This is a genomic window from Enterocloster clostridioformis (assembly GCF_020297485.1).
Lineage (GTDB): Bacteria > Bacillota > Clostridia > Lachnospirales > Lachnospiraceae > Enterocloster > Enterocloster clostridioformis.
The window spans coordinates 4,097,078-4,109,939 of sequence record NZ_JAIWZC010000001.1 but is presented as its reverse complement, the minus strand read 5'-3'; the positions used below and the strand labels follow the sequence as shown (position 1 = coordinate 4,109,939).

The following is a 12,862-nucleotide window of genomic DNA, read 5'->3' as shown; positions in this document are numbered from 1 at the left end:
CTGCTTTCCCGCCGGAGTCCTGTCCATTATAATCCATCAATCACGGCTGATTACACTGGCCGCGGACAGGACAAAACACGGGATACGTTTCATTCTAGTATATCGGAAGTCGATTCGCCTGTCAAATCTGCCTTTCATATGCGTTTCAATCCAAGCTTGGCCATTTAACAGAGCGCGACCACATCTTATACAAATGCGTATTTTGACCTCATGTCAGTGGGGGACACTGTTTTTTCTCCGCCCGCCGCTGACGTTACGTTTGTTTCCGGCAATTTATCCCTCCACCTGTGGAGGCGGAGGATTCTTTTGCTTTTTTGCTAAACATGCATCTATATCTATTATCAACAAAATCGTGAAAAAAGCAACAAAAAACTGCATCTTTTGCAGTTGACAGCCATTGTTATTTGTGATAATTTAAAATGAGATAAGCAAATGAATAGGTTCTTCGGGGCAGGGTGTGATTCCCTACCGGCGGTATAGTCCGCGACCCGCTGCATGCGGCTGATTTGGTGCGATTCCAAAACCGACAGTATAGTCTGGATGAGAGAAGACAATTTTGTTCATATAAATATTGAGTATCCTCCCTTATTTATATTGACTATGAAGTTAATCTCAGGTTCCCCGGAACCTGAGATTTTTTGTTTCCTGGAACTTCATTCATTGCTGAATCACCGTATCGAAAGCATTTATCAAGGAGGTTTTGCTATGAAAACAAAATGGAGTATTCAGAAACTTATTTACACCGGTATGCTGGCCGCAGTTGCCGGCGCCCTCATGTCCCTGGAATTTTCCGTTCCAATGATGCCGCCCTTTTACAAGATTGACTTCAGCGATGTGCCGTCCATTATTGCCCTGTTCCTCATGGGGCCAGCGTCCGCCGCCTGGGTGGAAATCATCAAAATCATCATCAAGCTTCTCACGGTCGGCACCAATTCCATGTATGTAGGGGAATTTGCCAATCTTATCGGGGTTGTATTATTCGTAATCCCCATGTGGGCAGTTTACAAAAAAGGCGGAAAGACCCGCCGGGCAGCAATCGCGTCATTGGCAGTCAGCGTCCCCATCAGGACCTTGTTTGCCTGTTTCTGCAATGCATTTATCACCCTTCCCCTGTATGCAGCGGCCATGGGGCTCCCTCTGAACCAGGTGATTACCATGGTGGCTGCGGTAAATCCGGCCATCAGCGATCTGACCACCTTCATCTTTATGGCCACCATCCCCTTCAACCTGATTAAGCTGGGGCTCAACTGCTTTGTGGGGTATCTGCTGTACACCAGACTGCTGGCAGTTTATCCGGCTGTGAGAACCGCGTGAGGAAATACATGAGGAAACGCTGTAAGGAACGAGGGCTGAAAAATCCAGTCAGGAGGTTATATACACATGATTCAAAATTATAGCGATTTAACCCGGTTAGAGATGGAACAGGTCAACAAGGATGAAACCATTGTACTGATTCCCCTGGGTGCGCTGGAGCAGCACGGAAACCAGGCTCCGCTGGGTACGGACGATATCATCGCAGAGGCCATGACAGACTATATACGCAGGGAGTTGGAAGTGGAAAATTCAGATTTTCCCATGCTGATATTTCCGGTCATCCCCGTAGGCTTGAGCACGGAGCACAGGAATTTCTGCGGCTCCATCACATTTAAACCGGATACCTACTACCATATGTTATATGATATCAGCACCAGCCTGGTCCGCCACGGTTTTAAGAAGCTGGCTTTTCTGGTGTGTCATGGAGGAAATGCTCCCATTGTACAGGTCTTAAGCAGGGAGCTTCGCAGCGAGTTCGGCATCTCCCCTTTCATTCTTTCATCCGGGGCCTTTAGCCATCCGGATGTGACGGCCACGATTTCAGAAGGAAATATCTGGGACTTCCATGGAGGTGAAATGGAAACCTCCATGGTCATGGCCGTGGACCCGTCCCTGGTAAAGTCAGAGACCTCAGAGGCGGGAATTCCCACTGCATTTAAAGACAATCAGGCGCTGAAACCTTACGGAAATGTATCCATTGGCTGGGTATCCGAGGATTGGAAAACAGAAGACGGCAAACCCATCGGAATCGGCGGGGACCCCTCAGGCGCCACAGCTGAAAAGGGACGGATCATTCTGGAAACCAGCGCTAAGGTGCTGGTGCCGGGGCTTAAAGAGATTCGGGCATGGAAGGGATAATGGAAGTATGCATTCTTTGTACATTCTAACAAGATTATGAAAGGGATGGGGCATGCCCCATCTTTTTTGTTGTACGGAATTAGTTTTACCTAACCTTTTTGCAGTTCAAAAGGGATTGCGGCGTTTGCGAAAAGGGCAGAGGAGAGGGCAACTGGATGTAATTCTGTAATTGGCGGATTTTTAACTTGCTCCGACGCGAGAGCGGAGACGCTATTATGTGAACGGCTATGAGACTACCCCGGAATTTCAATCCACTCCACCGCGAGGGTGGAGACCTGTTAACTGTGCATTATCTGCCTTTAACTGCTATTTCAATCCACTCCACCGCGAGGGTGGAGACTTATAAAACAATCGCCCATATCGCAGACTGCGGATTTCAATCCACTCCACCGCGAGGGTGGAGACGGAAACAAGATGGCAGCTCCTTTTGTTGCCCCAAATTTCAATCCACTCCACCGCGAGGGTGGAGACCGGTATATACTCCGGACGCAAAGTGGACAACCACGATTTCAATCCACTCCACCGCGAGGGTGGAGACATCAGTTCATCATTGACTGGATTGCTGCGAATGAATTTCAATCCACTCCACCGCGAGGGTGGAGACCATACACATGCGCGTATACGCGCGCGAGAATCGATTTCAATCCACTCCACCGCGAGGGTGGAGACACAATAGTACCGCCGGTTACTGGTGTATTATGTCCTTATTTCAATCCACTCCACCGCGAGGGTGGAGACTAATCCTCCACGGGCACATCATTGTTATAGGTATGATTTCAATCCACTCCACCGCGAGGGTGGAGACATCCATGGCCGATGTATCAAGTTCGCCCATGTCATTTCAATCCACTCCACCGCGAGGGTGGAGACCATTTTGAGGAGGGACTGGGATGAAAGCGGTAATATTTCAATCCACTCCACCGCGAGGGTGGAGACCTGGGAGAAATCATAAAGGAGATGTTGCAGGATATTTCAATCCACTCCACCGCGAGGGTGGAGACCGGGCAAAACCGGACGAGAAGCAGAGAGACATCTTATTTCAATCCACTCCACCGCGAGGGTGGAGACTCAGAGAGCTGCACATTTTTGGGTAGTAATCAGAATTTCAATCCACTCCACCGCGAGGGTGGAGACGCCGAGCATATGAGCCTGGGAACCGCAGGACAACAATTTCAATCCACTCCACCGCGAGGGTGGAGACTATGGTTAAGCATCCGCTCCGGGAGTGGGAGGTATTTCAATCCACTCCACCGCGAGGGTGGAGACTTTGCGGAGCTGTATTTTTTATACCTATTTTTAGATTTCAATCCACTCCACCGCGAGGGTGGAGACCTTTCAAAATCATATTTATATTCTATCGATACCGATTTCAATCCACTCCACCGCGAGGGTGGAGATGGAGCAAGACTTTGTATGGATTTAGAAGCAGATGAAAAATTTCAATCCACTCCACCGCGAGGGTGGAGACATAACACTGAATGAATATAATCAATGTACTACTGATTTCAATCCACTCCACCGCGAGGGTGGAGACTATTTTGGAGTGTCGGTAAATGATTTAATGCCCGATTTCAATCCACTCCACCGCGAGGGTGGAGACGGGATACCACTTCTGTTTCACGGTTGTTATCTCCCAATTTCAATCCACTCCACCGCGAGGGTGGAGACCCCTTTGTAGTACGCTCCTCCTTTGCGCCCAAAGATTTCAATCCACTCCACCGCGAGGGTGGAGACTGTAGCGGCGGCAATGTCTGCTAAACTATAGCCTATTTCAATCCACTCCACCGCGAGGGTGGAGACCTTTACGCGGTGTGCGTTGGTTTGGAATGAGCCAGATTTCAATCCACTCCACCGCGAGGGTGGAGACGTGGATACTGATATGCCTATCATATTTGACGTGACATTTCAATCCACTCCACCGCGAGGGTGGAGACATGAGGGGGACCTGGAGGTGGCCCTGCTGCCGGATTTCAATCCACTCCACCGCGAGGGTGGAGACATTGTGGCTTTAAGGCTGTCAAATTGCAGTTTCAATTTCAATCCACTCCACCGCGAGGGTGGAGACCCAATCATGGCCAGCTGCGGGGTGTTGGCGCGGACATTTCAATCCACTCCACCGCGAGGGTGGAGACGGAAGGACTTGAATAATGCCAGCGATGCAGCGGATATTTCAATCCACTCCACCGCGAGGGTGGAGACGACCAAACGGATGATACCTACCTGGAGGCTTTGGGATTTCAATCCACTCCACCGCGAGGGTGGAGACGCATCCATCCCCTTCATAAGCCGTTCCATATCCTATTTCAATCCACTCCACCGCGAGGGTGGAGACGACATAGAAGAGCCAAAAAAGAATCTAATTGAGTTATTTCAATCCACTCCACCGCGAGGGTGGAGACCCGGACAGGAAACAGCCGAAGGACAGGCTTCACAGATTTCAATCCACTCCACCGCGAGGGTGGAGACGTACACAGGCCAGTTCCGCTCCTACAACCAGAGCATTTCAATCCACTCCACCGCGAGGGTGGAGACAGAAATACTACACAATAACCACTACTATTCTTCATCACATTTCCACAAACAAATCATATCCCACCCCCCTCAAATCACGGCCAACCATCCCTGCACACTCGCAAATCCGTTCTCATTGTGCAAATTTTCCGGTGCGAATCCCCCCGTAAATCCATGTTTGCTTCAGGTTCGCACCAAAATACTTTATACCGCTTTACCGCCCGCGGCCAGGTCAGAATATCAGCGGTTCTTCCACATTAATCCCCTTATTCATCCCAACATGGTTCACTTTTGTAGTGTGTTTATTCCCAAGGTTGTAAAACCTAAGGCTGTCCGTCTGTTCATCAATTATATCTGTCAGTATCGCCTTTAGCTTTATCAGCTGGGCATTATCCAAAATACATTCAAATACGGAGTTCTGGACGCGGGTGCCATAATTGACACATTGCTTTGCAACCTTTCTCAACCTGGCCCTGCCTGCGGCGGTTTCCGTATTCACATCATATGTAATCAGTACCAGCATATACCTTCCTCCTCCGGCCCATCTGTCAGGTGTCTTTCTATTTCCAGAAAAACGGCGGGTATTCATCTATATCGCCTCGCAGATATCTGGACAGAAGCATGGCCTGAACAAATGGAATCATTCCCCACTCCACCTTCTCATTCAGATATGGATGGGTAATCATCTCCTTTTTCTTGTTCTGCCATTCTGACAGCAACAGCTTCCGTGCCTCATCCCCCATAATGACAGCGCCGTCTTCTTTCCGGGAAAAATCCTTTTTGTTTACCATCTTCCGGTTAATCAGGGTAAGCACAAAACGGTCTGCCAGAACCGGCCGCAGCTCCTCCATTAAATCCAATGCCAGGGAAAGGCGGCCCGGCCGGTCCGTATGCATGAATCCCACGTAAGGGTCCAGGCCAACTGTTTCCAATGCTGACGCAACTGTATTGGCCAGCAGCGTGTACACAAATGACAGCATGGCATTCACATTATCCAAAGGCGGCCGCCTGTTCCTTCCCTTGAAATAGAAATCATTTTTCTGCTGTAATATGAGCTGGTCGAAAACCCCAAAGTAAATACTGGCATCCTCCCCTTCATACCCCCGCAGCTGAGCCATGTCCCGGCTTTCCTCTATGCGCCTGAGGGATTGTTTCAGGAATCCGGCCGCATCCTTCACCTTCTCTGTGTCAATCTGAAGTCCATGGTCTCTCACAGCTCTCTCCAGAACCCATCTGGCATTGTATACTTTTCCAAGGATACAGTTTCTGGCTATCATCAGACTTGCGTCCTGATTCATGGAAACCTGGTACTGTTTCCTGCGCAGAAGTACGTTTCCCCGCACACGTCCGGTCACACGGGCCAGAAATCTTCCCTGAGGCGAAAGGACGCAAAGTGATATGTCCCGCTCCGCGCATCCCCCCATGAGGGCCGGGCTCATTCCCCTGTATCCAAAGGACACTATTCCCTCCAGATTATGGAGCGGTATCCGTCCCAGTTCCGTATCGTTGTCATAGATTACCACATTTTCCCCGTCCAGCGACAGATAACTGTCAGGAGAAGTAACATACAGGGTGTTTAATAACTTCCTCATACATCCTCCTCAATCTTCCCACGGATATAATCCCTGACAGGTGATGCTTTTCCCAGTTTCGGCATACATATATCTTTCATGGAGCAGGCATTACAGCTCTTTGACCATCTGACCTTTGGTGTATATCCCTTGTCATAAAGTTCATGCATCTCCTGAAATATATCCCTTACCCGTTTTCGCAGTTCATCTGTAATCTCCACCACATTCCTGCGGTGAATCTCTCCGTAATACAGCGCCCCCGCTTCAATCCTGGCTGACAGCATTTCCTCCAGGCACATGGCCTGGGCCGCCAGCTGCAGTATATCTGCTTCTGATTCCTTTGGGCTCCCCTTTTTATATTCCACCGGAAATACCCGGAACAGTCCCCTGTGCCCATGGAGTCCGATTCCATCCTCCGCCCTGTGAAACTCTACAATATCGCATTCCCCGCTGACACCCATACTCCTGGAATACACAGGCAATGCCCTGCTTATCATCACATCGCCCCGCCTTTCTGCCAAATATGGATCATGGGCCTTTTTGTGGAGCAGCTCTCCTTCTATGGTATGCTCATTCTCTTTCCACTGCTGTTCAATATGTATAAGGGCCCACTGGCGCCTGCAAAAGGTGAAATGCTGGATACCGGACACCATGAGGAAGTCATCCTCCCTGTATTCCATTATATCTTCTCCGAAACTTCAACCGTTTCCGGAATCTGGTCCCTATGGACGGCAACCGTGTAATCCCCGTATTTTCTGGGATACTCCACTTCCTCATTCTTTTTTACTTCCACGGCATCAAAGAGTTTGTATGCAGGGCAATCTCCCAGTTCCTTACTATGTTTAAACACGATGAGCCGGCGGACCGCCATTTTTCCCCTGGCTGCGGAATGGTCGATTTCAAACATATTGATGATGGCATCCCACAAAAGTTCCAGATCCTCATCTGAAAAGCCCGTGGATTTTCTGGCCAGATTAGCTGATATGTAACCCTCCGCGCGGTACAGGGCGTAGGGAACGATATTCTTTCTTCCCATTTCCGTACTCTTATTTTCCGCGTCCTTTTCTGTGGTGATAGCCACACGGGTAATGGTCACTTCCTGACTCACAATGGGGTCAATGCTTCTGGCAAATCCCAGCTGTACAGGCCCACGCACCTGGCCGCAGTTTAACGCAGCCTTTACAAAGGTTGTCATGACCGCGCCAAAGGTTCGGATATCGAAAAAGTTACGGCACATAAAATCCCGGATTTTCTGGTCTACCTGAGGGTCTTTCTTTTTGAGTTCCTTGATTCCCTTTTCATCTGTCTTAAGCTCAATGTACGCGGTATTGTCACTTCTGTTTAAAGGTACATCCTCCCGGATATATATTTTATACCCGGGCTCGTCTTCCTTCAGTGTCTCCACATAATTGCGTATCTTACGTTTTAAGCACACATCCGTCACGATACCGTATCCGCTCTCCGGATCAATCCTCGGCAGATTGCCTGCATCCGGGTCGCCGTTTGGATTTCCGTTCTCCACATCAAATAACACCACAAATTCATACCTGTTCTTAATCACCTCTGCCATTTTAATCCTCCTCCTTTATCTTCTTCTCATATCTCTTCTGAGTCTGATGGTAATATCCCAATATGAACATTCCCTGCTCCTCCAGGGTAAGCCGCCTTGGGCAGGCTGCCTTCTGCCCCTCTGCGACAGTCAGCCTTCCCTGTAAATCACCCAGTATTTTTTCATAATATATCTCCTTCGCCCCATTGTTCATCTTCTTCATGTGGCTGTTTTTCAGCTTAAATAAAATGGGAAAGATTGCCGCCGGCGTCGCGCATGCAGAGTTAAAATACTTATCCTTTATGGTGGCGTTAATCCCCGGATTGGCGTCCTCCTGGATTGCCTCCAGAACCGCAAACTCCCTTCCCAGGACGTACGCGGTATTATTACTGTCTTCATTCAGCGCCATGGTTATTTCCTCCTTTTCATTTCCATTTTTCAGCAGATATGCTTTGATAATGGCTGCCCTTCCCCTGGTTATCTTATAAATCCGGCTGTCCCCGTCGTCCTGCTCTGCCCGTATCCTGCCAAGCACGGCCTGATACAGGGACGCCGGATACCGGCTGCCGGATATGATTGCCCTGTACACTGCCCCGGACATACTGGGAACCGGCTTTTTATCCCTGGACTTTTTATTGACGGTCTCCTGCAGCATACGCCACATTCCCAGATACTCCACGGCGTCGGCTGCCGGACGCACTATTTCCATTCTGTCATAATGTTCTTTTATATGCTTTAATATATTTCCAAAGCTGTCCTGATAGAAAAAACGCACTGCCAGCCTGGCTGCATTAGGCGCCAGACCTAATATATAAAATTTCCTGTCCATATCAAGACTGTCCTGGACATCCTGAGCCGCAACCGCTTTTCCCTCTGCCAGGTTCTTGAATACCCCATCCACTATTTCCTGGTTCTCCATCGTTGGCTCCGATACGCACGCAAATATATTCTGGTATCGTTCGTCGCCTTCCTCGGACCAGTAAACCACTGCCGTGTCACCGATGGTTGTCCTATGAGTCCGGTCCCCAAGGAGATAATTGAGCGCCGTGGTATAGGCATAGGCCGCGTATGTTCCCACCGGTGCGTTAAAGCTCTGTTCCTTGCCGTATGATTCAAAGGCAGGTGCATTAAAGGAAACCAGCGCAGCACCGCTGGACTGGGCCCCCTGGACGCCTTTTATGGTGCCGTGAATCCTGGCTATTTCCTCCCTGCGCCCTGTCACCAGGCAGACGCCCACAGGTCCTGTGCCTGACTGACGGCTGTATTCTTCCCAGCACTGCCTTATATCCGGGTCCTCATGGACATATTCCCCATCCACCATGAACACCAGATTAGAACCGGATATAATCTCCTCCAGTTCCGGTATCAGGCATGGGTTTTCCGCTGCCTGATCCGGCGCCCAGCGGTCAAAAAACCGGCACACCGCCCCGGCCGCGGGGCTGCTGATATGCTCTAAAATGTCCTTATGCTTCTTTTTGGCGCACTCAAAACATTCCCTGGACCGCTCCGGTTTCCCCTTATTATCAATTCCCAGCATATAACCGGAATGGTCGCACAGGAAATTGGCGGATACACCGGAAGAACGGGAAACCATCTGGGGTACCGTAAGGCTTTGCGGTACCGTGACTGTCTTTTTACCTTTCTGCCGCTCCTGCTTAAGGGGAATGACGCTCTTAAGCTCCCCCTGCTCTGAAATATCCAGCCCGTACGCTACCCTGGCCCTGCACCAGCCCGGACTGGTTATCTTTCCCTTCCGCTCAAGGGCTTCATAATATTCAACAAGCGCCTGGAGAATCATCGCACCACCTCACAATTCCTTACATCCAGAACACCATCCTTCATGACGGCCCTGAAAAACATGGGTTTAATGTCCTCTGTATCTGAGTAATCAAAGTCAAACAGCATATACCCCAAATCCCTCTCCGTTCCGGCATATGCAGTGTCTACCTCCTCCTCTTCATAAAGGGCAAACTGGGCAGGAAATTCCCGGCATCCAAAATACGGTCTGTGATAGCACTCACCCCTGCGGAGCCGGCGCATAATAATGTCCTTAAACTTACCCTCATTATCCCCTGGGACTGCCTTGGGGGTCATCTCAAAGTGAGCCTCAACCACATATTCCACATCCCGCAGAAGAATGGCCGCTCTCTGTACGATTTCCTCCCTGCTGCTTATATACAGCGGTTTTCCTCCCCCGTTTATAGCAGACAATACATTTCCTGCCAATACCTTGCTCTTTACCTCATTTCTTCGGATGCTGGTAAACTGGATGGGTTTTCTCACATAGATTTTGTCAATCACCCACCGCATCCCCGGATGCCAGTAGACGGCCTCCAGCATACCCCTTGCGGCGGAGGGAGTCATAACATCATAGCTGCACCGTTCCACCTTCATCTCAGGGCGGCTGAAAAGGGCATAATCCCCCCACATCCGGACCCGTACTCCTCGGCTCATCACTTCACTCCTTTCCGGCATACGCCATTTTCATGAAGGGGACTCAAAACATGACGGCATCGCCGCGGCTTACGTCAATCACAAGTCCTCTCTCCCTTGTATACTGCTCCTTATTCCTCAGAACATAAAATTCCTGGTCTATCTGTTCAAGGCGGCCAGCGCCGTTTAACGCTTCAAAATCATGTTCAAAAACATTTACACAGTACTGTCCCGCCTGCCTGATAAGCTCCCTGTTATGCTCTCCCCGCCGGATTTGCATGGCAATCTGCGCTGCTTCCGGCTCTGTATCAATTAAAATGGTCCTGGTATTACTCTCAATCAGGCGGAACCCGGAAGCCACTGATGCAAATGGAAACATGAAGGAACGGCTTCCCTGCTCAAACTGCTCCACCACATCCTTTGCGTCCAATCCCTCCCCTTTATACCGGTACAGCCTGGTGAAATATTCTCCAATGGCCTCCGGCGATGATATATCTTCATACTTTCCCACAATCTGCCCCGCAACTGAAATAGGCAGTTTTAATTCCTGTGGTATATGGATATCCTCCTCTTCCTCCAAAGTAAATACCTGAGTAATGCATTCTTCCGGATCCCTCTTTCCCTCCCTGTTGCACCTTCCGGCAGCCTGGATCACGCTGTCAATTCCGGCCAGCTCCCTGTATACGGCCGGAAAGTCAAAATCCACGCCTGCTTCCACCAGGCTGGTGGAAATAAGCCGGCACGGTTCTCCTGATGACAGACGGCCGCGAATCTCCTTCAAAAGCTCCTTCCTGTGCTTTGGATACATCAATGTGGATAAATGATACGTTCCCCGGTCCTCAATGGACTCGTAGATACGCTGTACACGCTTTCTGCTGTTCAGGATACAAAGGACCTGATGCCGGCCTTCCAGCTCCTTCACCAGATGCTCCTGGGATATCCGTCCTGCCAGGTGTATCCTTGTTCTTTTGAAAAAATCATATTGTCCTTTTACAACCGGACATAGTTCCGCCGCCTCCAGTTCCTGTATCTTTGCAGGAAAGAAGGGCTGCAGGGACGGCTGGGTAGCCGTACAGATAACAGCCGTGCAGTGATAATTACATATAAGCTCGCTGACAGCCCGAATACATGGCATCAGATATTTCACCGGCAGCATTTGTGCCTCATCAAATATGATCACACTGTTGGCAATGTTATGCAGTTTGCGGCATACCGAAGTCCTGGAGGCAAAGAGTGATTCAAAAAATTGGACATTTGTAGTGACCACCACCGGCTTATCCCAATTCTCGGCGGCCAACTGTTCCAATTTTAACTCCCGGGCGCTCTCATTGTCCTCATACGTCACATTACAATGGTTTTCCAGAACATTTTTCTTTCCCAGGATTTCCTTAAATACCTGGGCGTTCTGTTCGATGATACTCGTATACGGGATCACATAAATAATCCGGTCAAGACCATGTTCCACTGCGTGGCGCAGGGCAAACCCAAGGGAGGATATGGTCTTGCCTCCGCCGGTAGGTACCGTGAGCTGGTACAGTCCCTGCTTCCTTCTGCCTGCCTGCAGACATGCCTTCAGTATAGCCGTCCTTCTTCCATTTACAGATATCAAATCATCATTGGAAAGCCAGGATTCCACATGGCTTTCCAGACGCCTGAGAAGGACGTCCATACAATCATGGTCCCCCCTTCCCGCATCGTGTCCCAGCATAAATTGCTCCGTATCCAGATAATCTCCGTCCACAAGGCATGAAAACAGCATTCTGATGAAAAATGACAGGCTGAATCCTCCCTTGCCTATTTGTCTCAAAGGCAGCCCGGGAAAATCCGGCATCTCAACTTCATCCTTGTATGGGCTGTAATCCTCTAACTGCTTCTTAAGCCTTCCCTGAAGCGTGGCCTCCCCTGCCGTGTCGCCGTTCCTTCCCCCGTCCAGAAGTCCCGAATGGTGGCCGCTGATACAGTAAGCGGCGCAATAAGCAGCCAGCGGGTTGGTCCTGGCATACAGCCCCATCATCTCCTGGGCCCCCGCCGTGGCATGGTCTGTAATGGAACCGCCTTCCAGACGCTTTATGAATCCCTGGGTATATTTTCCAATGTCGTGCAGAATTCCGCATCCATACCCCCATGCTCCGCACCGGAAAGCCTCTGCGAACAGTTCAGAACGCCTGGCCGTCCCTGTCAGATGCTCCTTCACTGTCTGCCTTCGCATCTTGTCGTCGCTGATGTGCGCGTAGTATTGCATATGTTCCCCCCTTCCCTTTACATTGTACAAATTATAACATATTTTTATCTTAAATTAAATAACCTTGTCAAATATCACCATGTCCGTTTTTGTATAAAGATAAATATTTCTTTTATTCCGCCATAACCCCAGATACACCTACTCTTCCCCCGCAAACAGCGGAAATCCATCCTCGGCCCTGCACTCCCCGGCCTGTACCATCTGAGTCTCCTCATCCGGATACCCAATACAGCACCCCTTCCCTCTGGCCCGCGCGCACCTGGGGTATTCGGGACAGTCATTATAGCGTGACTTTCCCTTTATATCAATTTATAATAACTGAAAATTTGTCAAAGTAAAAACTATTATGAAAACAATTTAACAAATAATGCTTTTTTACATGAA

At 49.6% G+C, this 12,862-nt stretch carries 9 protein-coding genes, 1 CRISPR repeat array and 1 riboswitch; of the genes, 2 read left to right on the top strand and 7 right to left on the bottom strand.

Annotated features, from left to right (window positions below):
* The first annotated feature begins 437 nt into the window (after positions 1–437).
* A riboswitch (FMN riboswitch) is annotated at positions 438–556 on the top strand.
* A 149-nt stretch (positions 557–705) separates the two neighbouring features.
* Positions 706–1,314 (top strand): ECF transporter S component, encoded by a 609-nt coding sequence (locus LA360_RS20645; protein ID WP_022202388.1) that lies wholly within the window; start codon positions 706–708, stop codon positions 1,312–1,314.
* 66 nt (positions 1,315–1,380) lie between these two features.
* Positions 1,381–2,172, top strand: coding sequence for a creatininase family protein (locus tag LA360_RS20640; RefSeq protein WP_022202387.1), 792 nt, complete (start codon positions 1,381–1,383; stop codon positions 2,170–2,172).
* Positions 2,173–2,415: 243 nt separating this feature from the next.
* Positions 2,416–4,704: a CRISPR direct-repeat array (repeat unit 32 nt; unit sequence ATTTCAATCCACTCCACCGCGAGGGTGGAGAC).
* A 211-nt stretch (positions 4,705–4,915) separates the two neighbouring features.
* On the opposite strand, the gene cas2 is transcribed toward LA360_RS20640, so the two are convergent.
* From cas2 to cas3, 7 genes are read right to left on the bottom strand one after another with little or no spacing between them, the layout of a single operon-like run.
* Positions 4,916–5,206 (bottom strand): CRISPR-associated endonuclease Cas2, encoded by a 291-nt coding sequence (gene cas2, locus LA360_RS20635; RefSeq protein WP_002585648.1) that lies wholly within the window; start codon positions 5,204–5,206, stop codon positions 4,916–4,918.
* Positions 5,207–5,243: 37 nt separating this feature from the next.
* Entirely contained in the window at positions 5,244–6,275 is a 1,032-nt protein-coding gene (gene cas1c, locus LA360_RS20630) for a type I-C CRISPR-associated endonuclease Cas1c (RefSeq protein WP_022202386.1), read from the bottom strand.
* Entirely contained in the window at positions 6,272–6,934 is a 663-nt protein-coding gene (gene cas4, locus LA360_RS20625; RefSeq protein ID WP_022202385.1) for a CRISPR-associated protein Cas4, read from the bottom strand. Before cas4 ends, cas1c begins: the two co-directional genes overlap by 4 nt.
* On the bottom strand, positions 6,934–7,824 hold the full coding sequence (gene cas7c, locus LA360_RS20620; protein ID WP_022202384.1) for a type I-C CRISPR-associated protein Cas7/Csd2: 891 nt from the start codon (positions 7,822–7,824) through the stop codon (positions 6,934–6,936). The genes cas4 and cas7c overlap by 1 nt, the downstream gene beginning before the upstream one ends.
* A 1-nt stretch (position 7,825) precedes the next feature.
* Positions 7,826–9,601 (bottom strand): type I-C CRISPR-associated protein Cas8c/Csd1, encoded by a 1,776-nt coding sequence (gene cas8c, locus LA360_RS20615; protein WP_022202383.1) that lies wholly within the window; start codon positions 9,599–9,601, stop codon positions 7,826–7,828.
* Entirely contained in the window at positions 9,598–10,257 is a 660-nt protein-coding gene (gene cas5c / locus LA360_RS20610; protein ID WP_022202382.1) for a type I-C CRISPR-associated protein Cas5c, read from the bottom strand. The genes cas8c and cas5c overlap by 4 nt, the downstream gene beginning before the upstream one ends.
* 43 nt (positions 10,258–10,300) lie before the next feature.
* Positions 10,301–12,478 (bottom strand): CRISPR-associated helicase Cas3', encoded by a 2,178-nt coding sequence (gene cas3 / locus LA360_RS20605; RefSeq protein WP_112481537.1) that lies wholly within the window; start codon positions 12,476–12,478, stop codon positions 10,301–10,303.
* Between the last annotated feature and the right edge of the window lie 384 nt (positions 12,479–12,862).